At 51.0% G+C, this 23,369-nt stretch carries 22 protein-coding genes; 9 read left to right on the forward strand and 13 right to left on the reverse strand.

Going from position 1 to position 23,369, the window contains the following annotated elements; genetic code table 11:
- Positions 1 to 177: 177 nt before the first annotated feature.
- From OGV74_RS04050 to OGV74_RS04060, 3 genes are all read left to right on the forward strand, one after another.
- Complete coding sequence (locus tag OGV74_RS04050) at positions 178 to 2,649, forward strand: 3'-5' exonuclease (RefSeq protein WP_286520354.1); 2,472 nt, start codon at positions 178 to 180, stop codon at positions 2,647 to 2,649.
- A 63-nt stretch (positions 2,650 to 2,712) separates the two neighbouring features.
- A complete protein-coding gene (locus OGV74_RS04055; protein ID WP_072211989.1) occupies positions 2,713 to 2,973 on the forward strand; it encodes an excisionase in 261 nt (86 codons plus the stop codon).
- On the forward strand, positions 2,951 to 4,030 hold the full coding sequence (locus OGV74_RS04060) for a tyrosine-type recombinase/integrase (protein ID WP_121581681.1): 1,080 nt from the start codon (positions 2,951 to 2,953) through the stop codon (positions 4,028 to 4,030). Before OGV74_RS04055 ends, OGV74_RS04060 begins: the two co-directional genes overlap by 23 nt.
- 391 nt (positions 4,031 to 4,421) lie before the next feature.
- Here the strand turns inward: OGV74_RS04060 and OGV74_RS04065 are convergent, their stop codons facing one another.
- Genes OGV74_RS04065 through yobA form a run of 3 tightly spaced genes read right to left on the reverse strand, consistent with a single transcriptional unit; the run spans position 4,422 to position 6,031 of the window.
- A complete protein-coding gene (locus OGV74_RS04065) occupies positions 4,422 to 4,760 on the reverse strand; it encodes a YebY family protein (protein WP_003034934.1) in 339 nt (112 codons plus the stop codon).
- A gap of 20 nt (positions 4,761 to 4,780) precedes the next feature.
- The gene (copD, locus tag OGV74_RS04070) at positions 4,781 to 5,653 is read right to left on the reverse strand and encodes a copper homeostasis membrane protein CopD (RefSeq protein WP_003034931.1); all 873 of its coding nucleotides are present in this window, start codon (positions 5,651 to 5,653) and stop codon (positions 4,781 to 4,783) included.
- A gap of 3 nt (positions 5,654 to 5,656) precedes the next feature.
- Positions 5,657 to 6,031 carry a CopC domain-containing protein YobA gene (gene yobA / locus OGV74_RS04075; RefSeq protein ID WP_003841654.1) on the reverse strand — a complete coding sequence of 125 codons (375 nt, stop codon included), beginning with the start codon at positions 6,029 to 6,031 and terminating at the stop codon, positions 5,657 to 5,659.
- A 143-nt stretch (positions 6,032 to 6,174) separates the two neighbouring features.
- On the opposite strand from yobA, the gene OGV74_RS04080 reads away from it, so the two are divergent.
- The 3 genes from OGV74_RS04080 to exoX all read left to right on the forward strand — a co-directional run bounded on the left by OGV74_RS04080 (position 6,175) and on the right by exoX (position 7,854).
- Complete coding sequence (locus OGV74_RS04080; protein WP_003034925.1) at positions 6,175 to 6,405, forward strand: DNA polymerase III subunit theta; 231 nt, start codon at positions 6,175 to 6,177, stop codon at positions 6,403 to 6,405.
- Positions 6,406 to 6,511: 106 nt separating this feature from the next.
- Positions 6,512 to 7,168: a carbon-nitrogen hydrolase family protein gene (locus tag OGV74_RS04085; RefSeq protein WP_003841657.1), complete on the forward strand. Its 657-nt coding sequence runs from the start codon at positions 6,512 to 6,514 to the stop codon at positions 7,166 to 7,168.
- Between the two features lie 23 nt (positions 7,169 to 7,191).
- Positions 7,192 to 7,854, forward strand: a complete 663-nt coding sequence (gene exoX, locus OGV74_RS04090) for an exodeoxyribonuclease X (protein WP_003833802.1) — start codon at positions 7,192 to 7,194, stop codon at positions 7,852 to 7,854.
- Here exoX and ptrB read toward each other — a convergent pair.
- From ptrB to yebG, 4 genes are all read right to left on the reverse strand, one after another.
- On the reverse strand, positions 7,845 to 9,899 hold the full coding sequence (gene ptrB, locus OGV74_RS04095; protein ID WP_199880177.1) for an oligopeptidase B: 2,055 nt from the start codon (positions 9,897 to 9,899) through the stop codon (positions 7,845 to 7,847). The two genes, exoX and ptrB, sit on opposite strands and share 10 nt — an antisense overlap.
- A gap of 86 nt (positions 9,900 to 9,985) precedes the next feature.
- A complete protein-coding gene (locus tag OGV74_RS04100) occupies positions 9,986 to 10,645 on the reverse strand; it encodes a tellurite resistance TerB family protein (RefSeq protein WP_061548578.1) in 660 nt (219 codons plus the stop codon).
- Between the two features lie 94 nt (positions 10,646 to 10,739).
- Positions 10,740 to 11,093: a protein YebF gene (yebF, locus tag OGV74_RS04105; RefSeq protein ID WP_003034909.1), complete on the reverse strand. Its 354-nt coding sequence runs from the start codon at positions 11,091 to 11,093 to the stop codon at positions 10,740 to 10,742.
- Positions 11,094 to 11,214: 121 nt separating this feature from the next.
- Positions 11,215 to 11,505: a DNA damage-inducible protein YebG gene (yebG, locus tag OGV74_RS04110; protein ID WP_003034906.1), complete on the reverse strand. Its 291-nt coding sequence runs from the start codon at positions 11,503 to 11,505 to the stop codon at positions 11,215 to 11,217.
- 131 nt (positions 11,506 to 11,636) lie between these two features.
- Here yebG and purT point away from each other — a divergent pair, with 131 nt between their 5' ends.
- Complete coding sequence (gene purT / locus OGV74_RS04115) at positions 11,637 to 12,815, forward strand: formate-dependent phosphoribosylglycinamide formyltransferase (RefSeq protein ID WP_048217921.1); 1,179 nt, start codon at positions 11,637 to 11,639, stop codon at positions 12,813 to 12,815.
- Positions 12,816 to 12,882: 67 nt separating this feature from the next.
- Here the strand turns inward: purT and kdgA are convergent, their stop codons facing one another.
- The 3 genes from kdgA to zwf all read right to left on the reverse strand — a co-directional run bounded on the left by kdgA (position 12,883) and on the right by zwf (position 17,079).
- Positions 12,883 to 13,524, reverse strand: coding sequence for a bifunctional 4-hydroxy-2-oxoglutarate aldolase/2-dehydro-3-deoxy-phosphogluconate aldolase (gene kdgA / locus OGV74_RS04120; protein ID WP_003034901.1), 642 nt, complete (start codon positions 13,522 to 13,524; stop codon positions 12,883 to 12,885).
- Positions 13,525 to 13,558: 34 nt separating this feature from the next.
- Positions 13,559 to 15,370 carry a phosphogluconate dehydratase gene (edd, locus tag OGV74_RS04125; protein WP_003841668.1) on the reverse strand — a complete coding sequence of 604 codons (1,812 nt, stop codon included), beginning with the start codon at positions 15,368 to 15,370 and terminating at the stop codon, positions 13,559 to 13,561.
- Between the two features lie 233 nt (positions 15,371 to 15,603).
- Positions 15,604 to 17,079, reverse strand: coding sequence for a glucose-6-phosphate dehydrogenase (gene zwf / locus OGV74_RS04130; protein ID WP_003034896.1), 1,476 nt, complete (start codon positions 17,077 to 17,079; stop codon positions 15,604 to 15,606).
- 367 nt (positions 17,080 to 17,446) lie between these two features.
- On the opposite strand from zwf, the gene OGV74_RS04135 reads away from it, so the two are divergent.
- Together OGV74_RS04135 and pyk are read left to right on the forward strand one after the other, a co-directional pair.
- Entirely contained in the window at positions 17,447 to 18,316 is an 870-nt protein-coding gene (locus OGV74_RS04135; protein ID WP_003034893.1) for a MurR/RpiR family transcriptional regulator, read from the forward strand.
- A 118-nt stretch (positions 18,317 to 18,434) separates the two neighbouring features.
- Positions 18,435 to 19,877 (forward strand): pyruvate kinase, encoded by a 1,443-nt coding sequence (gene pyk / locus OGV74_RS04140; RefSeq protein WP_003034890.1) that lies wholly within the window; start codon positions 18,435 to 18,437, stop codon positions 19,875 to 19,877.
- Positions 19,878 to 19,920: 43 nt separating this feature from the next.
- Here the strand turns inward: pyk and lpxM are convergent, their stop codons facing one another.
- From lpxM to znuA, 3 genes are all read right to left on the reverse strand, one after another.
- Positions 19,921 to 20,892, reverse strand: coding sequence for a lauroyl-Kdo(2)-lipid IV(A) myristoyltransferase (gene lpxM, locus OGV74_RS04145; protein WP_003034887.1), 972 nt, complete (start codon positions 20,890 to 20,892; stop codon positions 19,921 to 19,923).
- A 119-nt stretch (positions 20,893 to 21,011) separates the two neighbouring features.
- Positions 21,012 to 22,331, reverse strand: coding sequence for a murein DD-endopeptidase MepM (gene mepM / locus OGV74_RS04150; RefSeq protein WP_003034883.1), 1,320 nt, complete (start codon positions 22,329 to 22,331; stop codon positions 21,012 to 21,014).
- A 15-nt stretch (positions 22,332 to 22,346) separates the two neighbouring features.
- Positions 22,347 to 23,291, reverse strand: coding sequence for a zinc ABC transporter substrate-binding protein ZnuA (gene znuA, locus OGV74_RS04155; RefSeq protein ID WP_003844151.1), 945 nt, complete (start codon positions 23,289 to 23,291; stop codon positions 22,347 to 22,349).
- Between the last annotated feature and the right edge of the window lie 78 nt (positions 23,292 to 23,369).

Below are 23,369 nucleotides of genomic sequence, written 5' to 3' on the forward strand. Positions count from 1 at the left end.
GCACAGCTGGCGCAGGGAAAATCCCCTACCCCATAAAGCACAAAACCCGCGCAAGGCGGGTTAAGTACCCGGTCAGCCGACCAAAGCTTTCCGGAACGAGTTTTGACCAATAACCACTACCTTAGGCGGCGATCATCAGCTGCCGGGTATCTTACAATCCTATGGAGCCCGAACGCAATGTTAACGTATGCGTATCTTATTAAAGCCAAAGCGAAAGCAACTGAGGCAAAAAACCTGTTTTGCTGGTTCTCTGCGAAATCAGATTCCCGTGCAGAACGCGAAATCCTCAATATTCTCGAAGACAACGATATTGCCGTCGGTCGTGGCGCCGACTATCAATTACCTGTCCGCACCAACTGGTTTGTTGTTGACGATCTTCCTGAGGAAAGCACACTTGATGACACATGGTGCGATCGTTACGAACTGGCAGAAGACCAGCAAACGTGGCAACTGAAACAGAAGCCTGATAATGAAAATCAGGAGACTTCCAGCCAGCAAAAACCTGAAACTTCCAATGCCAATGTACCCACCAGCGATGCGCCAGCATTACTCCGCCCCATATCTCGCTTGCGCCTGTCTCAGCGACTGATTGCGCACCTGGTCAATGACACTGAAGAGAAGGAAATCAGTGAAGCGCAGCACATCCAGATCGGGCAAATGGTACTGGACGAAAATGATCTCTATGTACAAAACCTGTTACTGGCCGTTGCGAATGTGCCGTCGGTGAAAGAGCTTTCTGCTCATGTTGAGTGGAAGCTGGCAAATGCAATAAAAGAAGTCTTTGACCGTGAGCAGGTCTATACCGTTGCTACATTTGAGCAATTTATTTCCGAATGGATTGAAGAACCAGAAAAGCGGGCTCTTACCGTTCAGGAGTGGGTTAATGATAAGAAAGCACGAGTTGCGGGTGATGAACATGCCACTCCACCTGTAACGCCAGAACTTATTACCGTTGCGACTCTGCCGCTACGCCAGCGCCTCTTAGCTCACTTTATTTCTGAAGAATATGCTTACCATATTGATACTGAGCAGAAGAAAACCATTCAGGAACTTGAGCTGGATGTGGATAACAGCTACGTGCAAAATCTGCTGCTTGCTGCCGAGAATGTAGAACCATTCAGGAAAGCGCCAGAGATCGATATCTGGAAAATTGTCAGCGCGCTGAAAACTATTTTCCCTGTTGATGGCAAACGAGTAGATCTCTCTACCGTCATTCATTTCTTTAAAACTTGGTTCAATACTGAACACATTGACCGTGGGTTGCTGGTTAAAGAGTGGTGTAAGGGCAATCGTGTGTCGCAGATTCAGCGCTCTGATTCCGGAACCAACGCTGGTGGTGGCAATAAGACCGATCGTAACCCAGAACTTGTCCACACACTGGAAACTCTGGACATTGATATTGCGCTGGCCACACTTCCAATGGATTTCAACATCTACGATATCCCGGGTGGCGTTTACCGTCGTGCAAAAGAGATCATTGCTAAAAACGAAAGTCCGTTCAAAGAGTGGTCCGCCGCTCTGCGCAAACGCGCTGGCATCCTGGATTATTCCCGTGCCGCTATTTTCGCGCTTATTCGCAGTGCAGAAGAAAACACTCACCATTTCCCGGAACTGCTGAGCCGTTACATCAATAAGAACCTGACTGAAACCGACCACCAGCACCCAACTGAAGAAATCCTGGCGGCAGCCGGTCACGTGCCAGAAAAAAGCTGGGAAAACGAGATTAACGAGAAAGTCACAGCTGAACAGAACGCTGTAGTCGAACAACCAGAAATCACCAACATGGGCAACGGCGTGTTCTCCATCGATGGCCTGATGGGGAACCAGCAAACGCCAGCTCTTTCTATCGTAGACCAGGTACGCCAGCGCGCCGTCGAGGATAAATTACATCATGCCAATACAGAGGAAGCCACCAGCGATGTGCAGATGGAAGAAACTGACAACAACGAAGTCAAAGCTAATCCTGAAATGTCTCAGAGCGAAACAGCAGTTTTGCCAGTTAAAAGCGCTGATGCAACTGGTGACGCGTCAGCTTCCCTGAATAATGAACCCGTTCACCATATTAATACGGACCCCCTGAACGCTTTTTATACCCACCTGATGGTTGATATGGAAACTATGGGCAACAGTCCTGATGCCCCAATAGTCTCTATCGGCGCTGTATTTTTTGATCCTTCAACTGGCAACACTGGTGCCGAGTTTTATCGGGTTGTCAGCCTTGAATCATCGATGTCGTTTGGGATGAAACCGGATGCGTCGACGATTCAGTGGTGGTTGAAACAATCGTCTGAAGCCCGCTCTGCCATTCTTGTCGATGAAGCCATGGGGCTGCTTGAGACTCTCGAACTTCTGGCTGACTTTATTGCTGAAAATGCTGCTAACGGTAGTCACACCGTTCAGATGTGGGGTAATGGATGCTCGTTTGATAACGTCATTCTCCGCCGCGCGTACGCGTTAACAGAAACTCCCTTCGCTGTTCCGTTCCGGAATGACAGGGATGTAAGGACCATGGTCGAACTGGGTAAATCTGTCGGTATCAATCCACGCTACGACATCCCGTTTGAAGGCGACATGCACAATGCACTTTCTGACGCCAGACATCAGGTCAAATACGTCTCTGCTATCTGGCAACGTCTGACCGCAAACTGATTATTGAATATCAACCAGTGCCAGCTGTTGCGCGTATCGTAATGGCTGGCTATCGAGGTGAAAGTGAAACTGGTATCACTCGAACGCTGGGCGGAACTCAGATATGAAGTACCGCCACCAATAGGAACGCTAAGGAAATGGGCGCGAAACGGGAATATCTACCCAGCACCAGAGAAGGAAGGCACCCAGTATCGCGTTAGGCCGGATGCGGTTTTTATCCGACCAAATAAATATTGTAAAACGATCAACACAAACCAAAGCAGACACCCGTTAAAAGGGCGATTGATAGAGAGGATTATCGATGGCGAGGCCGGACAAGTATGACGCTAATTTGCCTAAGAATCTGACCTATCGTAAAGCCAGGAAGTCATATTCCTGGCGCAATCCCGTCGACGGAAAAGAGATATCTCTGGGTAAAATTTCGCGCAGGGAAGCGATCGCCCAGGCCATTGAAGCAAATCACTACATCGATAAAAATTACACTCCAATCGCCCTACTCGAACAACTGAAAGGTACTAATGAATACACCATGGCCAGCTGGCTCGATCGGTACGAAATTATCCTGCAACGACGCAAGCTGGCGACCAATACTTACAAAGTTCGCGCCGGACAGCTGGCGACCATTAGAGAATACTTTGGCGTAATGATACTGGCCAGCATAACCACCCGAGATGTGGCTGAGTTTATTGATCGCTGGACGGAGTGCGGCAAAACAACGATGGCAGGAACCATGCGATCAGTACTGTCTGATGTTTTCCGTGAGGCCGTTGTGGAAGGGCGTGTTGATTCCAATCCTGTGGACCCAACTCGAGCACCGAAAATTAAAGTGCTGCGCGAACGCCTGGAATATGAAATGTTTGTGGCCGTTCGTGCTGGTGCAGAGCGCATGCCAGCATGGTTCGGCCTAGCGATGGATCTCGCCCTGGTCACCGGTCAGCGACGTGAAGACATCGCCCGGATGCGCTTCAGTGACATTAAAGATGACCGACTGTACATCGAACAACAAAAAACCGGGTCTTGCCTTGCTATCCCACTTTCACTGACGTTGAAAGCATCCGGCCTGAGACTGTCGACCATCATCGATCGCTGCCGGCTTGTCAGTCGATGCGATTTTTTGATAAGCCCCGGGATCAGAAAAAACAGCGAAGACGGAAGCATAAACCTGGACAGTCTGACAAAAGGTTTTGTGAAAGCACGAAATTTTTCTGGTCTAAAGTTTTCAGAAAACCCACCTTCATTTCATGAAATTCGGAGTCTGGCGGGAAGGATGTATGAGAAGGAATTCGGGAAGGATTTTGCGCAAAAACTGCTGGGGCACAAGTCAGAAAAAATGACTGAGAAGTATCTTGATACGAGAAAAAAAGAGTATGTGCTGATCTAATTTTTCTTCGTAAATGAATTGTGAATGTTAAAAATGGTGTGGTATAACGAATAAAGACCGAATATTTGAATTCGGACAAATTTCGGACATTTTCGGACATGGAACCCTAAGTGACTGAAATTAAAGCCCGAGAAAAAGAGACCGAATACGATTCCTGTATTCGGTCCAGGGAAATGGCTCTTGGGAGAGAGCCGTGCGCTAAAAGTTGGCATTAATGCAGGCTAAGTTACCCTGCCATTTAAGAATAGATGACAGCGCCAGGTTTTCCAGTCCGCGACTAAAGTGGCCGGAAAAAAAGGACGTTTGTTACACATCCAAACGCAAAAACCGCAAGTTCTCGTGCGAGAACCTTGCGGTTTTTTATTGGAAATCAGAGCGCTACATCTGACAATTAGCAGAGCTTTTCTGCACGCTCCACAAACGGTGCCAGGCTCATTTTTTCGCCCGGTTTCGCCGGATCATCAATCTGGATAATCTCGATCGGCTTTGCCGTGGTTTTTCCGCTCTCCATCTGCTGTCTGGCAACATCATTCAACGGGTATTGTACCAGCGTACTGGGATTGATGACATACAGCGCGTTACCCGGGCGGCAGGTCAGCATCACCTCTTCCCGATTAAACGCCCACTTATCTTTGCCAACCTCAAAACGGCTGACGGTAATGACCTGCGGCGCAGCCAGCGCGGCTCCGGAGCTTGCCAGGAGTAATAAAGAGATAATGATTTTTTTCATGCGTTTCGCCAGTCCATCAATCAGAAAGGTTCAAGGGTTGCGAACAGGCTGACAATTGCCAGCACAACGGCTCCTATACCCCATTCCAGCTTGGTCATCCAAATAAAATAGAGAGTCATGCCGCGGTTATCCTGCTGCATGCGTGGTACCAGAACATACCGATTCACCAGCGCAATCGCCACCATTAGCATGACCAGGGCACCTTTTAACAAAAGCAGCCGCCCGTAAGCCATGTGCCAGGGAACAGAAAAACCGACAATAAACAGCGCATTCATAATACCGGTAAGTAAAACACCAATAACAAAAAGATGCCCGTAGCGGGAGAAACGCATCATGGTGCTGATGGCCTGTTCTCGCCAGCGGCCATGCGCCATTCGCATACAGTAAAGTACGGGTAGCAGGCCACCGAACCAGGCGGCGGCGCATATCAGATGCAAGGCATGGTTAACCTGCTGGATTGCCCCAGTAATACCACTATGCAGCGTCGCATGCCCGACGCCAGCCAGCAAAATAAACTGCGCAATCGTCAGCATTAACAGCCGTCGCGGCATGCTACGCGGTACGATAATAACCACCACCAGAGTGACCAGCGCGAGGATAATCTGCCATAACCAGACGCCGCCAAACTGCGTTTGCAACACCGCGCCCCATACATCTGTAGAGATAACATCCCGCCAGCCTGAGCCCATTAACCCACCCTGGATCGCCAGCATCAGCGTCGCGCTGATAAAGCTCCACGTTGCGGCATGCCGTTGCAGACGCAAAAAACGACGCATCATTAAACGACGAACCGAAACGGGAGCCAGCCATGCGCCGTAAAGCGCACAACCAAACACCAGCATCAAAGTGGTAAAATGGATAAACCGTAATGCAACCCAGGTAAATGCCAGCATCGGTTATTTCACGCTAAAGGTATATTGCCCCTTCGTCTTGTGACCATCCACGGAAACAACGTGCCAGTCGACCGTATATTTTCCTGCTTCAAGTGTTTGATCAAGCGGAACAATCAGCTGCGTTTTGTCCTGCTCACTGCGTGACGCCTTGCCCGTTTTGATCTGTTCTTTGTTTGGACCTGTCAGGGTTGCGCCGCTGAATCCCGGCTCTACGCCTTCAGAAAAATTCAGCGTCAACGCCTGAGGAGATGCCACAACCTCGGCATTAGCAGCCGGGCTTTGTTTTGTGAGGTGGGCATGCGCCAGGGCGGCGGGCGTTGCCAGCACGCTGGCGAGTACGATGAGAGCGCTGCGAAGCATAGATGCAGATGAAGCCATTTCAACTATTCCTTTTTGTTATGTCTAATCTATAGAGAATAACCTTCTACAATGATCGAGTCGAGAATCATCATTTCGGTCTTGCCATTAATGCACACTCTTAGTAACTTTGCGCGCCGAAAGACAGAGAAAAGGAGAAGCCCATGAACATCAATCTGGCCAAACTTGAGCAGGCGGAGATGGATAAGGTCAATGTTGACCTGGCCGCTGCAGGTGTAGCGTTTAAGGAGCGATACAACATGCCGGTTGTTGCCGAAGTTGTTGAGCGTGAACAGCCCGAACATTTACGCGACTGGTTTCGCGAAAGACTCATCGCGCACCGACTGGCATCCGTTTCCCTTTCACGTTTACCTTACGAGCCTAAAGTTAAATAAAACTTATACTACGTTACGATTCCTTACATGATGGCTGCTACAGTATAAGCATATTCTTAATCTATACTTTCAGGATGATTGTAGACACTATGAAAAGGAAATCATTATGTCACACTGGAAAATCGCAGCAGCGCAGTACGAACCTCTTCACACCTCAGTTACCGAGCATGTCGCACATCACCTGCAATTCATTCAGGCAGCCGCCCAATGCCAATGTGAATTGCTGGTCTTTCCTTCCCTCTCCTTGTTAGGCTGTGTTGATGAACATGACGCGCTTCCTGCCCCACCCGATGAAGCGCTGTTAGAACCTCTCGCCCATGCCGCCGTGACTTATCGTATGACAATCATTGCGGGACTACCGGTGGAACATAACAACCGGTTCGTAAAAGGCATCGCGCTCTTTTCTCCCTGGATGACCTCGCCCTTAACGTTTCATCAAAGTCACGGAGCCTGTATCGCCAGACAGCAAAATGCCATTAGCGTAGTGGATAGCCAGCCGGAAGGTATCGATATCGACCCGGCTTACTCCCTGTTCACCAGCAGTCAGTCCATTAGCGAACCCGAATTGCTCTCCTCCACATCTCGTCTCCAGAGTTTCTCGCATAAGTTTGCCATAGCTGTATTAATGGCCAATGCGCGTGGCAGCAGCGCGTTATGGGATGAGCGAGGCCGATTGATTGTTCGCGCAGACAGCGGTTCTTTGCTGTTAACCGGTCAACGCACGCCACGGGGTTGGCAAGGTGATATCATTCCATTACGCTAGTCGTTTTGGGTCAGGAGCATGGCATGTTGCGCATAATAGATACAGAAACCTGTGGTCTACAGGGAGGCATTGTTGAAATTGCTTCTGTCGATGTGGTTGACGGAAAAATAGTCAACCCAATGAGCCACCTGGTACGCCCTGACCGCCCCATCAGCCCACAGGCGATGGCTATCCATCGCATTACTGAAGCAATGGTGGCCGATAAGCCGTGGATTGAAGACGTCATCCCGCAGTATTACGGCAGCGAGTGGTACGTGGCCCACAATGCCAGCTTTGACCGCCGCGTATTACCCGATATGCCCGGAGAGTGGATTTGCACCATGAAGCTCTCCCGTCGTTTGTGGCCGGGGATCAAATACAGCAACATGGCGCTGTATAAATCGCGCAAGCTGAGCGTACAGACGCCAGCGGGTCTCCACCATCACCGCGCCCTGTACGACTGCTACATCACTGCGGCACTCCTGATCGACATCATGCAGACGTCAGGCTGGACAGCCGATCAAATGGTCGATATTACCGGCCGTCCCGCGTTACTCACTACTTTCACTTTTGGTAAGTACCGCGGAAAACCGGTATCAGAAGTGGCTGAACGCGATCCGGGCTATCTGCGCTGGTTATTTAATAACCTTGACAATATGAGCCCGGAACTGCGATTAACGCTAAAACACTATTTGGATCACGCCTGAGCAGGCAGTGTTCCCTGCGCCAGTCCAATCAAAAAAGCGTACTCAAGAGCCACACCTTCGTAAGATTTAAAACGCCCGGATTTACCGCCGTGTCCGGAATCCATATCCGTGCAAAGTAGCAGCAAACGATCGTCCGTTTTCAGCTCACGCAGTTTTGCCACCCATTTTGCTGGTTCCCAGTATTGCACCTGGGAATCGTGTAATCCCGTCGTGACCAGCAGATGCGGATACGCCTGCGCGGTTACATTGTCATACGGGCTGTAGCTTTTCATATAGGTGTAATACTCTTCGTCCTGTGGATTACCCCACTCTTCAAACTCACCGGTCGTCAGGGGAATTGATTCATCGAGCATTGTGGTCAGCACATCGACAAACGGCACCTGCGCAATAACACCATGGAAGCGTTCCGGGCGCTCATTAATGGCGACGCCCATTAACATTCCCCCGGCGCTTCCTCCCATTCCATAACATAACTCAGGCGCGCCATAGCCCATTTTTAGCAGCGCATCACAGACGTCGAGGTAATCATTAAAGGTATTTTTCTTGCGCAGAAACTTACCGTCCTCGTACCACTGTTGTCCTAATTCACCACCGCCACGCACATGGGCAATGGCGTAAACAAAGCCGCGATCCAGTAAGCTTAAACGGCTGCTGCTGAAATCGGCATCCATGCTGGCGCCATATGAGCCATAGCCATAAACCAGTAACGGATTTTTTCCTTTCAGGAAATACTTTTGATGATAAACCAGCGAAACCGGAACCTCGGTGCCATCACGTGCCGTTATCCATACGTGTTCGCTACGGTAATTCGCCGCATCAAATCCGGGGACCTCCGTCTGCTTAAGCACACGACGTTCCCCGGTGTCCATATCCAGTTCAAACAATGTGTCCGGGGTAGTCATGGAGGAATAGCCATAGCGCAGGCGCGATGTCTCCGGCTCTGGATTATAGGCAAGCCAGGTCACATATGCCGGATCGTCAAAGGCGATCCCGACCACTTCGCGCGTTTTACGATTAATCTGCCGCAGGCTGGTTAAGCCCCGCTGACGCTCTTCTACCACCAGCCAGTCGGTGAATAACGTAAAGCCCTCCAGCATCACGTTGTCACGCGGTGGGATCAGCGTCTCCCAGGCTTGCTCATCACGAACACGGGTACGGTACAGGCCGAAATTTTTCCCCTGACGGTTGGAGCGCAGATAAAAATTGTGCTGATAGTGATCGAGACTGTATTCGTGGTCTTTGCGTCGCGCTAAAAAGACCAACGGTTCGGCATCTGCCAGTTCTGCATCAAGCAACAAAACTTCACTGGTGGTCGCACTGGCAATGTGGATAATCACATAATGCAATGATGTGGTTTTATGCAGACTGACATAAAACATGTCATCGGCTTCTTCATACACCAGCTCATCCAGTGACGATGGCGAGCCGACTGTATGTCGCCAGACCTGATACGGCAATAACGTCGTTTCGTGCTTGCGCACGTAATAGAAAGTCTGAGAATCATTCGCCCATACCAAATCCGCTTCGACGTTTTCCAGCACTTCCGGATACCAGTTGCCGCTTTGCAGGTTGCGAAAACGCACGCCATATTGCCGGCGAGAGAGATAATCTTCTGCCAGTGCCATGATGGTGTTATCCGGTGATATCGCCACTCCTCCCAGCGTATAAAACTCGCTGTGTGCCGCGCGCTGGTTCCCATCCAACAAAGTGTCCCAATCATCCCACTCTTCACTGAAGGCAGACTGACGCTGATAGATGGCATATTCGCACCCCGGTTCATAAATATGCCGGTAGCGATAACCATTCTTCACATAGGGGGCAGAAGCATCCTGAGGCGGGATACGGTCGATAATCTCTTTCAGGACGCGATCCTGCAAATCCTGCTGCGAGGCCATAACCTGACGGCCATACGCATTTTCTTGTTGCAGATAATCCAGCACTTCTGGCTGCGAGCGAGTGTCATCTCGCAACCAGTAATAATTATCAACACGAGTATCGCCATGCTGCGTCATGGCGTGGGGAATACGAGAAGCTTTTGGTAGCATGTCATTGTTCTTTTGCTTAAACATCCTATAAGGGTGGCAAAAGACAGCAATGATGCAAGCGAAACATGCGCCTTAGCGGTAAGTAATTAACCCGGTAACGCCTGTTTTTGTTCCTTGAGATCCTGTTCAATGCCTTCACGAACATCCTGAGGGATCTTCAACGCATCGCCCAGCGCATTGAGATAACTACGTTCCATAAAGTGGTCGATATCAATCGCCGCACAACTGAGGAAGTAAATTTCTAGCGCTTCTTCTTCGTTACGGATCCCATGCGCCAGTCGTTGAGGATCTAACGGTTGTTCGATGGCGCGTTCAATCAGAATGCGGCCCTGCTCTTCCACGCCCGCTTCACGGAGCTGCTGCTCAATGGCGCTACGTTCTTTGGCATCAATATGGCCATCGCTTTTCGCCGCAAAAACCAGCGCCAGAATCAGACGTTCGGTTCGCTCATCCAGCGGTGAGCTTTGTGCGCCAAACTGCGGCTCATCCTGATGCGCTGCGCGAACTTTATCCTTGTACTTGTTCCATAACACAGTCCCGGCAACCGCGCCGCCGCCCACCAGAAGCGCGCTGGTGCCGTATTTACTCAGTAATTTACGAGAAGATTTGTTGGCAACCAGTAATCCTGCCAGACCGCCTAACGCGCCTGGAACCAGAAGTTTACTCAGCCCTTGCTCGCCAGAAGATGACGCGGAGGAAGCTTTTTGCCCAAGAAGAGATTGTAGTTGATTTAGCCAGTTAGCCATTTTGCCCCTCAAGTACAGACGAATAATCATCAAAGCGTACCCGAGGGGATGTCAGGAAGTGTTCAGGTCATCAAAAGATGTGCAAATACCTCCGTTACTGCGGCTGATACTCCGCTGTTCCGGCTTTGCAGTCGACTTTTACCTGATAGTGAATATCCGCACTTTTACCGCGAACAGTCAGGGGAACTGACCATTTCCCGTCTTTGCCCGTAATATCGGGCGTGTTTACCCAGGCGACAGGATCGGCTTGCCCGACGCGCTTTTGATCGTCAGCCCAGCGCGCGATGCGATTTTGTTGATAATCACGTTTCACGCTCGCCGCAATACCGTTAGCGTCCAGTCCCTCACACTTGGGGAACTGGACGTTTTTGCTTTCCATATTTGCCGCAAATACAGATACGCTGGCAGACAGCAGCAGCAGGCTCAATAACGTTCTTTTTTTATACATTCTTTTCTCCTTAATCTCCCCTTCGTCATTCAGATTGCCTGTAGCAACGTGAAATAACGTCAGGGATTGCACAATGATTCAGGGAAAAGCATGGTACAAAACGTCAGGAGCGCAAGTCGTTTCAGGCAGCCTGAGTATCATCCCCAGCGTGCGCATCGTTTTCGACAGCCTGCGGCGAAGGCAGCTTGCCATTTTTCAGAATGGCGCTCAGCACATCTTTTTGCTCAGCCAGCCACAGGGAAAGCGCTTCGCGCTGTTCGTCTTCAAGCGCTACCGGCGATTGCTCCAGCCATGTGTCGAGCAGATCTGCTGTATCCAGCATTTTGTCATACGCATCGGCTTCCTTTTTGCTGGTAAACGACATTTTTTCCTCACCTTCCCGAATGACTACGTATTTAACTTCAACCGCCATTTTGCAGCCTCTTAAATTACCTGTATTTATGTACAGTATATTCTTTTTAAGCCCTGAAATCAACCTGGTAATAAAGACAGACGCAAACGTTTTCGTATATACTGCGCCCAGATAAAACAGGGGATTAATTTATGACGTTATTAGGCACAGCGCTGCGTCCAGCAGCAACGCGAGTGATGTTATTAGGTTCGGGAGAACTGGGTAAAGAAGTAGCAATTGAATGTCAACGCCTGGGTGTGGAAGTCATTGCCGTGGATCGTTACCCCGACGCGCCAGCCATGCACGTTGCCCATCGCTCATACGTTATCAACATGCTGGATGGCGAAGCATTACGCCAGGTCGTCGAGCGTGAAAAACCACATTATATCGTGCCGGAAATTGAGGCGATCGCCACGGATATGCTGGTAAAACTGGAGCAGGAAGGCCAGCGTGTTGTGCCATGTGCAAGAGCAACGCAACTGACCATGAACCGGGAAGGAATCCGTCGCCTCGCCGCCGAAGAATTGTCTCTACCGACCTCTTCTTACCGCTTTGCTGACAGTGAAGTCCGCTTTCGCGAAGCCGTCGCTGAAATCGGCTACCCCTGCATCGTGAAACCGGTAATGAGTTCATCCGGTAAAGGACAAAGCTTTATCCGTTCAGCCGATCAGCTAGCTGCAGCCTGGGACTATGCTCAACAGGGCGGTCGGGCTGGTGCTGGACGCGTTATCGTCGAAGGCGTAGTGAATTTTGATTTTGAAATCACCCTGCTAACCGTTAGCGCCGTTGATGGCGTGCATTTCTGCGCGCCGGTTGGACATCGACAGGAAGATGGCGATTATCGCGAGTCCTGGCAGCCGCAACAGATGAGTGAACTAGCGCTGGCGCGCGCGCAGGAGATTGCCCGCAAGGTGGTTCTGGCGCTGGGTGGTCACGGACTGTTTGGTGTGGAGCTGTTTGTCTGCGGTGATGAGGTGATTTTCAGCGAAGTCTCCCCTCGCCCTCACGACACGGGTATGGTGACCTTAATTTCGCAGGATCTGTCTGAGTTTGCCCTGCACGTACGTGCATTTCTCGGTCTGCCCGTTGGCGAAATCCGCCAGTATGGGCCTTCTGCTTCCGCTGTTATTCTGCCGCAACTTACCAGTCAGAATATCACGTTTGATAACGTGCAGGCCGCTGTAGGTGCGGGTATGCAAGTTAGGTTCTTTGGCAAACCGGAAATCGACGGGAGCCGTCGTCTGGGCGTTGTGCTGGCCACAGCACAGAGCATTGAAGATGCGGTGATACGCGCGAAAGACGCGGCCGCACAGGTGAAAGTTACTGGATAAAAAAACGGGCCGAATGGCCCGTTACAGATTCGCAGGCCCGGTAGTGATTACCGGGCATTTTGCGCAATTATTGCTTCGCGCCTTCAACAGCCTCACGAGCCAGTTTGGTAATGCGATCGTAATCACCTGCTTCCAGCGCATCTGCCGGAACCAGCCAGGAACCGCCGATGCACAGCACGCTTTTCAGTGCCAGGTAGTCGCGGTAATTCGCTGGAGAGATACCACCGGTTGGGCAGAAACGGACCTGTGAGAACGGACCCGCAATCGCCTGCAGCGCTTTAGTACCGCCATTTGCTTCAGCAGGGAAGAATTTGAACTCTTTCAAACCGTAGTCCATACCCAGCATCAGTTCAGATACGGTGCTGATACCAGGGATCAGCGGAATAGTGCCTTCCGTTGCGGCTTTCAGCAACGGCTCGGTCAGACCCGGACTGATAGCAAACTGTGCACCGGCTTCGGTAACTTCAGCCAGCTGTTGTGGATTCAGTACAGTACCTGCACCAACGATAGCGTCCGGAACTTCTTTTGCGATCGCGCGAATGGCATCCATCGCACATGCGGTACGTAGGGTCACTTCCAGAACGCGCACGCCGCCTGCAACCAGCGCTTTTGCCATCGGCACTGCGTGTTCCAGTTTATTAACCACGATAACCGGTACAACCGGGCCAGTGGTCAGGATTGCTTCTGCACTTGTCTTCCAGTTTTTCATCAGAGTTTTCTCTCGCCTGATTACAAAATAAGTCTTAAAAAGTGATACAGGTTGCGCCCTGTTCCGCACCGGACAGCTTTTCACGCAACGCGCTGAACATTTCACGGCCTGTGCCCACGCGCGATGCGCTGAGGTCAGGAATATGAGGCTGACGAGAAGCAAGTTCCTCTTCATCAACTAGCAGCGTCAATTCACCTGTCTGTCCATTCACACGAATGATGTCGCCATCGCGTACTTTTGCCAGCAGCCCGCCATCATAGGCTTCTGGGGTTACATGGATTGCAGAAGGCACTTTACCTGAAGCACCTGAAAGTCGTCCATCGGTAACTAACGCAATTTTGAAACAACGGTCCAATAATACACCAAGTGGCGGCATGAGTTTATGTAATTCTGGCATTCCGTTTGCTTTTGGTCCCTGATGGCGCACAACCACTACGCAATCACGGTCGAGCAGTCCCGCATCGAAGGCAGGTAATACATCATGCTGACTTTCGAAAACAACCGCGGGCGCTTCAATCACCTGATTTTCTACCGGTACCGCCGACGTTTTCATCACTGCGCGGCCGAGGTTTCCACTCAGCACTTTGGTGCCGCCGTGGTGGGAGAAAGGCTGGTCAAAGGTGGCTATCACGTTGCTGTCCAGCGACTTCGCCGCACCTTCACGCCAGTCCAGCTCACCCTCGTTGAGCCAGGGTTCCATGGTGTAGCGCGATAAACCAAACCCGGCAACGGTGTTCACATCTTCATGCAGCAGACCCGCATTAAGCAGTTCACGCATTAACACCGGCACGCCACCCGCCGCCTGGAAGTGGTTAATGTCTGCCGGACCATTCGGGTACAGACGCGCCATCAGCGGCACGATATCGGACAGATCGGAGAAGTCGTCCCAGTTAATCAGAATACCGGCCGCGCGCGCCATCGCGACCAGGTGCATTGTATGGTTAGTGGAGCCCCCGGTCGCCAGCAGCGCGACAATACCGTTGACCACTACTTTTTCATCGATCATTTTACCGATCGGCATCCATTCATTGCCGTTGCCGGTCAGACGCGTTACCTGACGAGCCGCAGCGGCGGTCAACGCTTCGCGCAGCGGCGCATCCGGGTGCACGAATGAGGATCCTGGCAGTTGCATCCCCATAAACTCCACTACCATCTGGTTGGTGTTTGCCGTGCCATAGAACGTACAGGTACCCGGTGCGTGATAAGACGCAGCTTCGGATTCAAGCAGCGCCATACGATCGACTTTACCTTCAGCATACAGCTGACGGATACGCACTTTTTCTTTGTTCGCCAGACCACTAGCCATCGGGCCAGAGGGAATAAAGATCGAAGGCAGATGACCAAATGACAGTGCCGCCATCACCAGACCCGGGACAATTTTGTCGCACACGCCAAGGAATAACGCGCCGTCGAACATATTGTGTGAGAGTCCCACAGCAGCCGACATAGCAATCACTTCGCGACTCAGCAGCGAAAGCTCCATCCCATCCTGTCCCTGGGTCACACCGTCGCACATCGCAGGAACACCGCCAGCGACCTGGCCTACCGCATTGGCTTCATGCAGCGCTTTACGAATGATGTCCGGGTAATGTTCGTACGGCTGATGCGCGGAAAGCATATCGTTATAGGAGGTAATGATCGCGATATTGTTACGCAGCATGCTTTTCAGCGAAGCCTTGTCATCCGGCTGGCAGGCAGCAAAACCATGCGCCAGGTTACCGCACGCCAGTTGTGAACGATGAACGGTAGTCGATTTCGCTTGTTCAATACGGGCAAGGTAGGCGGAACGTGTGTCGCGAGAACGTTCGACGATACGTTGTGTTACGCGTAACAAATTCGGATTCATAGAGGCTCCTAAAATTTATCTGTCAGAGCGTTGGAAAAACAATGTGTTTCAGTTGGGTTAAAAACAGCTGAATCGCTTGTTAGCCGTAGCTCAGGGGCAAAATCGTTTCAGGCAGTGTAATAAAAAAAGCCCCGCGGGTGAATCCACGCGAGGCTTAAAAGTGCAAAAATTATTCTACAATCTGTGTTAGATCATGTTACCGGTAAAATAACACCTATGGGCTAGATGATATTTTACTCGAATTCGTTCCAGGAACGACCATCACGGGTAATCATGGCCACAGAGGCAACCGGTCCCCAGGTCCCGGCCTGATAAGGCTTCGGTGCGTCGTTGTCCATTGCCCAGGCTTCGGTAATAGAGTCGACCCACTTCCATGCTTCTTCAACTTCATCTCGACGCACAAACAGCGCCTGAATGCCGCGCATCGTTTCAAGCAGCAGACGCTCATAAGCGTCGGCCAGATGTGTTTGGTTGAAGGTTTCGGAGTAGCTCAGATCAAGTTTGGTAATTTGCAGGTTATGCTTGTGATCCAGACCCGGCACTTTGTTCAGTACCTGGATATCGACACCTTCATCAGGCTGCAAACGGATGGTCAGCTTGTTCTGTGGCAGGTCCTGCCAGGATTCTCTGAACAGGTTCAGCTCAGGCGTTTTGAAGTAAACCACGACTTCAGAGCACTTGGTCGGTAAACGTTTACCGGTACGCAGGTAGAATGGAACACCCGCCCAGCGCCAGTTATCGATATCCACACGGATTGCCACAAACGTTTCCGTGTTGCTGCTCTTGTTCGCACCTTCTTCTTCCAGGTATCCCGGAACTTTTTTGCCCTGGGCAAAACCGGCGGTGTACTGACCGCGAACCGTTTTTTCTCGCACGTTCGAACGATCGATGCGACGCAGTGATTTCAGTACCTTCACTTTTTCATCACGGATGCTGTCAGCGCTCAGATCGGACGGTGGAGACATCGCGATCATGCATAGGATTTGCAGCAGGTGGTTCTGGATCATGTCGCGCATCTGACCGGCCTGGTCAAAGTAGCCCCAGCGCCCTTCAATGCCCACTTCTTCCGCCACGGTAATTTCTACGTGATCGATAGTGCGGTTATCCCAGTTGTTCACAAACAGGGAGTTGGCAAAACGCAGTGCCAACAGGTTCAGTACCGTCTCTTTGCCGAGATAGTGGTCAATGCGGTAAACCTGGCACTCTTCGAAATACTCGCCGACCTGATCGTTAATTTCGCGCGATGTTGCCAGTGACGTTCCTAACGGTTTTTCCATCACCACGCGGGCAGGCTTAGCATTCAGCTTTGCTTCACCCAAACCTTTGCAGATTGCGCCAAAAGTGCTTGGCGGCATCGCGAAATAGTTAATAGTGGTACGTGATTTCTGATCCAGCATTTCACCCAGACGGCTAAATGCGGCGGTATCATTGACGTCCAGATTACAAAACTCCAGACGACCGCTGAGGGTCTCCCATAAACCTTCATCGATTTTTTCTTTCATGAAGGTTTCGAGCGCTTCGCGCACAACCTTGGTATAAGCTGCTTTGTCCCAGTCGGCACGCCCAACCCCAATGATACGGGTTTCCGGGTTAATCTGGCCGGCCTTTTCCAGTTGATACAGGGAAGGCAGCAATTTCCGTCGCGCCAGGTCGCCCTTCGCACCGAAAATGACCAGGTCACATGCCTGGGCTGTTTGCGTTACCGCCATGTCATTCTCCTCAATTAAGTGCCTGGTGCTTTTGCCAGACACTGGTTGTAATTTTATTACAGTGCACTGTACTGCTTTTACGTGAATCCGGAAACCGTAAACGCTTATCCAGCCGTGCTGTTACCGCGAACAGCCGCTTTATTGGCGTATAACCCATCAAAATGGATAAAAAAGTCGTATTTTCCGTACCCATGACGAAGTATGAAAATCCGACTCCGATCATGTAATGAAAAAAAACAACAACTATTCTGTCCATTTTGCCCCGTTGCTGCATTAGCAGGGGTAATATCTATACACTAAATTGTGTATCGGTTTCCCCGTATCGCTGAAATCGTTTTTGCCCATGACCCATGAGTCTACCTACATCATGAATATGCTGGAAAAAATCCAGTTAAAACTGGAACATTTGAGCAAGTCAGAGCGTAAAGTCGCCGACATTATTCTTGCCTCTCCCGAGCGGGCAATCCATTCAAGCATCGCCGCACTTGCTGTAGAAGCGAATGTCAGCGAGCCAACGGTGAACCGTTTCTGTCGCAGCATGGACACCCGCGGCTTTCCTGATTTTAAACTGCATCTGGCGCAAAGTCTGGCAAATGGCACCCCTTATGTTAATCGCAATGTGGATGAGGATGACAGCGTAGAATCTTACACGGGGAAAATCTTCGAGTCAGCGATGGCAAGCCTCGACCACGTTCGCCAGTCGCTGGATAACGCGGCGGTAAACCGGGCGGTAGATTTATTAACCCAGGCGAAGAAAATTGCCTTCTTTGGTTTAGGTTCTTCCGCCGCGGTAGCGCATGACGCGATGAATAAATTTTTCCGCTTTAACGTGCCGGTAATTTATTCCGACGATATTGTTCTGCAACGCATGAGTTGTATGAATTGTAGCGACGACGACGTCATTGTGCTTATTTCTCATACCGGAAGAACCAAAAGTCTGGTTGAACTGGCGCAGTTAGCGCGGGAAAACGATGCCATGGTTATCGCCCTCACCTCTCCCGGTACACCACTGGCGCGGGAAGCCACGCTGGCAATTACCCTCGATGTACCGGAAGATACTGACATTTATATGCCCATGGTCTCTCGACTTGCTCAACTGACCGTGATAGATGTGCTGGCTACAGGATTTACTTTGCGCCGAGGGGCAAAATTTAGAGATAACTTGAAGCGTGTCAAGGAAGCGCTCAAGGAATCGCGTTTTGATAAAGAATTACTCATCAAGAGTGATGACCGCTAAAAGCAATAACAATGTTCTACCCTTTTATCATCCGGGTTGTTCATTTACCGTTAATGTTTGAGAACGGCCGGATCAATGTTCACGCAACACCAAGTTGTTTCAGTCAACGGAGTATTACATGTCCAGAAGGCTTCGCAGAACCAAAATCGTTACCACGTTAGGCCCGGCAACTGACCGCGATAACAACCTTGAGAAGATTATCGCCGCGGGTGCGAACGTCGTACGTATGAACTTTTCCCACGGCTCTCCAGAAGATCACAAACTGCGGGCGGATAAAGTCCGTGAAATTGCCGCAAAACTGGGACGTCATGTAGCTATTTTGGGTGACCTGCAGGGACCTAAAATCCGCGTATCCACCTTTAAAGAAGGTAAAGTATTTCTTAACGTTGGCGACAAGTTCCTGTTAGACGCCAACCTCGGCAAAGGCGAAGGCGACAAAGAAAAAGTCGGTATTGATTATAAAGGGCTGCCTGCTGACGTCGTGCCTGGCGATATCCTGCTGCTCGACGACGGTCGCGTACAGCTTAAGGTGCTGGAAGTTCAGGGCATGAAAGTCTTCACCGAAGTCACCGTCGGTGGCCCGCTATCCAATAACAAGGGCATCAACAAACTGGGCGGCGGTCTCTCTGCTGAAGCCCTGACCGAAAAAGACAAAGCCGACATCATTACCGCAGCACAAATCAGCGTTGACTATCTGGCTGTCTCCTTCCCGCGCTGCGGCGAAGATCTGAATTATGCCCGCCGTCTGGCGCGCGATGCCGGTTGCGATGCGAAAATTGTCGCCAAAGTAGAACGTGCAGAAGCCGTCTGCGACCAGAATGCGATGGATGACATCATCCTGGCTTCTGACGTAGTGATGGTAGCCCGTGGCGACCTGGGTGTTGAAATCGGTGACCCTGAGCTGGTAGGTATTCAGAAAGCGTTGATTCGTCGCGCGCGCCAGTTGAACCGTGCGGTCATCACCGCTACGCAGATGATGGAGTCGATGATTACCAACCCAATGCCGACTCGTGCGGAAGTGATGGATGTGGCTAACGCCGTCCTCGACGGCACCGATGCCGTGATGCTCTCTGCAGAAACAGCAGCAGGTCAGTACCCGGCGGAAACCGTCGCGGCAATGGCGCGCGTCTGTCTCGGCGCTGAAAAGATCCCGAGCATCAACGTCTCTAAACACCGCCTTGACGTGCAGTTTGATAACGTTGAAGAAGCGATTGCGATGTCAGCGATGTACGCTGCTAACCACCTGAAAGGGGTCACCGCTATCATCGCAATGACGGAGTCCGGTCGCACTGCGCTGATGACTTCTCGTATCAGTTCCGGTCTGCCGATTTTCGCGATGTCCCGTCATGAGCGTACGCTGAATCTGACCTCCCTGTACCGCGGTGTCACCCCGGTTCACTTCGACAGCGAAACTGACGGCGTCGTTGCCGCCAATGAAGCGGTGAACCTGCTGCGCGATAAAGGCTACCTGGTTTCTGGTGACCTGGTGATCGTGACCCAGGGCGATGTGATGAGCACCATTGGCTCAACCAATACCACGCGTATTCTGACCGTAGAATAAGTCGCTTAAATGTAAAAAAGCCTCTCGTTTGAGAGGCTTTTTTTTATTTCTTCGGATAGAGATCTTTGCGCTTATAGGGCTCAATCTCGCCGGGTTTACGTGTCTTAAGCAGTTTCAGAATCCAGGTGTATTGTTCGACATGAGGCGTGACAAAAATCTCCACCTCTTCGTTCATCCGTCTGGCAATGGTGTGGTCATCCGCCGTCAGGATGTCATCCATCGGTGGACGAACATGGATCGTCAGGCGGTGCGTTCTCCCATCGTATACGGGGAACAGCGGTACCACGCGCGCGTGGCAGACTTTCATCAGACGTCCAATCGCCGGTAACGTTGCTTTATAGGTAGCAAAAAAATCGACAAACTCGCTGTGTTCAGGCCCATGGTCCTGATCCGGCAGGTAGTATCCCCAATATCCCTGACGGACAGACTGAATAAACGGTTTGATGCCATCATTACGCGCATGCAAACGACCACCAAAGCGACGGCGTACCGTGTTCCAGACGTAATCGAATACCGGGTTCCCCTGATTGTGGAACATCGCCGCCATTTTCTGTCCCTGGGACGCCATCAGCATCGCCGGGATATCTACACCCCAGCCATGTGGAACGAGAAAAATAACTTTTTCATCGTTGCGCCGCATCTCTTCGATGATTTCCAGGCCTTGCCAGTCAACACGGTTTTGAATCTTCTCCGGGCCACGTATTGCTAATTCAGCCATCATGACCATCGCCTGAGGCGCAGTTGCATACATATCATCAACAATGGCTTCACGCTCAGCTTCGCTACGTTCAGGAAAGCAGAGGGATAAATTGATCAATGCTCTGCGACGGGAGCTTTTTCCCAGTCTTCCGGCGAGCCGTCCGAGTTTTGCCAGAATAGGATCACGAAATGACGCAGGTGTTAACGCAATCCCAGCTATCGCCGCCACCCCCAGCCAGGCGCCCCAGTAGCGCGGATGGCGAAATGATTTGTGAAACTCAGGGATATACTCAATATTCTTTTTTTTCGTTTCCATGCTCTTCCAGTGTCTGGTGCCGCGAAAAGTAAATCTGCTGATAGTGTAGCGGCGCACCGTGCGCCGTACAAAATAAAAAAGCCGGCACGCATAGCGTACCGGCTTTGTCAGTGTGCTAATTAATCAAAACGTAGCTGAGGCATAACCTCTTTCACCTGCGCCAGGTAATCGGTGCGATCCGAGCCGGTCAGACCCTCTGTACGCGGCAGTTTCGCCGTCAAAGGGTTCACGGCCTGCTGGTTAACCCATACTTCATAGTGCAGATGCGGCCCCGTTGAACGCCCGGTGTTACCTGACAGCGCGATACGATCGCCACGTTTCACTTTTTGACCTGGTTTCACCAACAGCTTACGCAGGTGCATATAACGCGTGGTGTAGGTGCGACCATGACGAACCGCAACATAGTATCCGGCAGCGCCGCTACGCTTCGCTACAACCACTTCACCATCGCCCACCGACAGTACCGGCGTCCCCTGCGGCATCGCAAAGTCGACACCTTTGTGCGGCGCTACGCGTCCAGTCACCGGATTCAGGCGACGCGGGTTAAAGTTCGAGGAAATACGGAACTGTTTCGCCGTCGGGAAACGCATGAAGCCTTTCGCCAGCCCGGTACCGTTACGGTCATAGAACTTACCGTCTGCAGCACGGATGGCATAATAGTCTTTACCTTCAGAACGTAAACGCACGCCCAGCAGTTGGCTTTGCTCGCGCTTGCCGTCCAGCATTTCGCGAGACATCAGCACCGAGAACTCATCGCCTTTTTTCAGTTTGCGGAAATCCATCTGCCACTGCATGGCCTTAATCACTGCGCTGATTTCAGAGCTGGTCAGCCCGGCATCTTTGGCGCTGGCGACGAAGCTTCCGCCCACCGTGCCTTTGATACGACTGTTAACCCAATCGCCCTGCTGCATTTCGCTGCTCATTTTGAAACCCGTCGCAGTGCGATCGTAAGTACGGGTTTCACGGCGGGATACTTCCCAGGTCAGACGCTGCAGGTCACCTTCCGCGCTTAAGGTCCATGAAAGCTGCTGACCAATTTTCAGATTACGCAGCTCTTTATCGGAAGCAGCGAGTTGACTGATATCGCCCATATCGATGCCGTACTGATTCAGAATACTGCTCAGCGTATCGCCTGTGGAGACGACATACTCATGCACACCGGCTTCACCAGACGTTTTGTCATCCAGTTCATCCTGTGGAATGGCTTCGTCTTCTTGTGCAGCCTGATCAATAGGTTCGCTTGCCTCAGGTAACAGTGAACGAATCTCGCTTTTTTCCAGCTCGATAGTTTTAACGATGGGTGCAGAATCGGGATGGTAAACATAAGGCCGCCAGACGGCGACGGCCAATGTCAGTACGGTAAGCGACCCCAGCATAACACGATGGGGTCGCGGCAGATTATTAAATGCCAGAGCGACAGAGCGGGCTATCTGTTGCACGTATTCACTTCCTCATTAATCTCCTTTCAGGCAGCTCGCATACTGGTTGGCTAATTGGTTCAAAAACGCTGAATAGCTTGTTTTACCCAGTTTGATATTCGTACCGAGCGGATCCAACGTTCCCATTCGAACGGATGTCCCTCTCGCGACGGCTTCAACGACCGCTGGCCTGAACTGTGGCTCAGCAAAAACGCAGGTTGCTTTTTGCTCAACCAACTGTGTTCTTATTTCATGTAAACGCTGCGCACCAGGTTGAATCTCAGGGTTCACGGTAAAGTGACCAAGCGGTGTTAGTCCGTAGTGTTTTTCGTAGTAGCCATAGGCGTCATGAAAAACGAAATAACCTTTTCCCTTGAGCGGTGCGAGCTCGTTACCTACCTGCTTATCGGTTGCGGCTAATTGTGCCTCAAAATCCTTCAGGTTGGCGTCAAGTTTGGCTCGACTTTGCGGCATAAGTTCCACTAATTTTTCATGGATTGCAACCGCTGAGGCCCGCGCTATCTCTGGGGAAAGCCAAAGATGCATGTTGTAATCGCCGTGATGGTGATGCTCGTCACTTTTTTCACTGCCAGCATCATTGTGTCCATGATCGTCATCGTCGTCGTCAGCACCTTTCATGAGTAACGGTTTCACGTCATTGAGCTGCGCAATCGTTACCTGTTTCGCGTTAGGAATATTCTTGACTGACTTTTCCATAAACGCTTCCATCTCAGGTCCAATCCAAACGACTAAGTCCGCGCCCTGTAAGCGTTTTACGTCTGATGGACGCAGTGAATAGTCGTGTTCGGAAGCCCCGTCAGGCAGCAAAACTTCAGTGTCTGTTACCCCGTCCGCAATGGCCGAAGCAATAAATCCCAGCGGCTTGAGCGAGGCCACCACAGCAGCATTTGCTGCCTGTGTTGCACTACCCCAAAGAGCAGCGGATAATGCTGCGAAAAGAAGCGTATTTTTATGTAACATAATGCGACCAATCATCGTAATGAATGTAAGAAATGTGATATTATAACATTCTATAACTTCTGCAAGACTAAAATTGAT

The sequence above is a fragment of the Citrobacter sp. Cf116 genome (assembly GCF_030336505.1).
Lineage (GTDB): Bacteria > Pseudomonadota > Gammaproteobacteria > Enterobacterales > Enterobacteriaceae > Citrobacter > Citrobacter freundii.

Coding starts and splice junctions, on each gene's coding strand:
- OGV74_RS04050 (WP_286520354.1), top strand. CDS start 178: ATGTTAACGTATGCGTATCTTATTAAAGCCAAAGCGAAAGCAACTGAG.
- OGV74_RS04060 (WP_121581681.1), top strand. CDS start 2,951: ATGGCGAGGCCGGACAAGTATGACGCTAATTTGCCTAAGAATCTGACC.
- OGV74_RS04065 (WP_003034934.1), bottom strand. CDS start 4,760: ATGAAAAAAATCATTATCTCTTTATTACTCCTGGCAAGCTCCGGAGCC.
- copD (WP_003034931.1), bottom strand. CDS start 5,653: ATGCTGGCATTTACCTGGGTTGCATTACGGTTTATCCATTTTACCACT.
- yobA (WP_003841654.1), bottom strand. CDS start 6,031: ATGGCTTCATCTGCATCTATGCTTCGCAGCGCTCTCATCGTACTCGCC.
- OGV74_RS04080 (WP_003034925.1), top strand. CDS start 6,175: ATGAACATCAATCTGGCCAAACTTGAGCAGGCGGAGATGGATAAGGTC.
- OGV74_RS04085 (WP_003841657.1), top strand. CDS start 6,512: ATGTCACACTGGAAAATCGCAGCAGCGCAGTACGAACCTCTTCACACC.
- exoX (WP_003833802.1), top strand. CDS start 7,192: ATGTTGCGCATAATAGATACAGAAACCTGTGGTCTACAGGGAGGCATT.
- ptrB (WP_199880177.1), bottom strand. CDS start 9,899: ATGCTACCAAAAGCTTCTCGTATTCCCCACGCCATGACGCAGCATGGC.
- OGV74_RS04100 (WP_061548578.1), bottom strand. CDS start 10,645: ATGGCTAACTGGCTAAATCAACTACAATCTCTTCTTGGGCAAAAAGCT.
- yebF (WP_003034909.1), bottom strand. CDS start 11,093: ATGTATAAAAAAAGAACGTTATTGAGCCTGCTGCTGCTGTCTGCCAGC.
- yebG (WP_003034906.1), bottom strand. CDS start 11,505: ATGGCGGTTGAAGTTAAATACGTAGTCATTCGGGAAGGTGAGGAAAAA.
- purT (WP_048217921.1), top strand. CDS start 11,637: ATGACGTTATTAGGCACAGCGCTGCGTCCAGCAGCAACGCGAGTGATG.
- kdgA (WP_003034901.1), bottom strand. CDS start 13,524: ATGAAAAACTGGAAGACAAGTGCAGAAGCAATCCTGACCACTGGCCCG.
- edd (WP_003841668.1), bottom strand. CDS start 15,370: ATGAATCCGAATTTGTTACGCGTAACACAACGTATCGTCGAACGTTCT.
- zwf (WP_003034896.1), bottom strand. CDS start 17,079: ATGGCGGTAACGCAAACAGCCCAGGCATGTGACCTGGTCATTTTCGGT.
- OGV74_RS04135 (WP_003034893.1), top strand. CDS start 17,447: ATGAATATGCTGGAAAAAATCCAGTTAAAACTGGAACATTTGAGCAAG.
- pyk (WP_003034890.1), top strand. CDS start 18,435: ATGTCCAGAAGGCTTCGCAGAACCAAAATCGTTACCACGTTAGGCCCG.
- lpxM (WP_003034887.1), bottom strand. CDS start 20,892: ATGGAAACGAAAAAAAAGAATATTGAGTATATCCCTGAGTTTCACAAA.
- znuA (WP_003844151.1), bottom strand. CDS start 23,291: ATGTTACATAAAAATACGCTTCTTTTCGCAGCATTATCCGCTGCTCTT.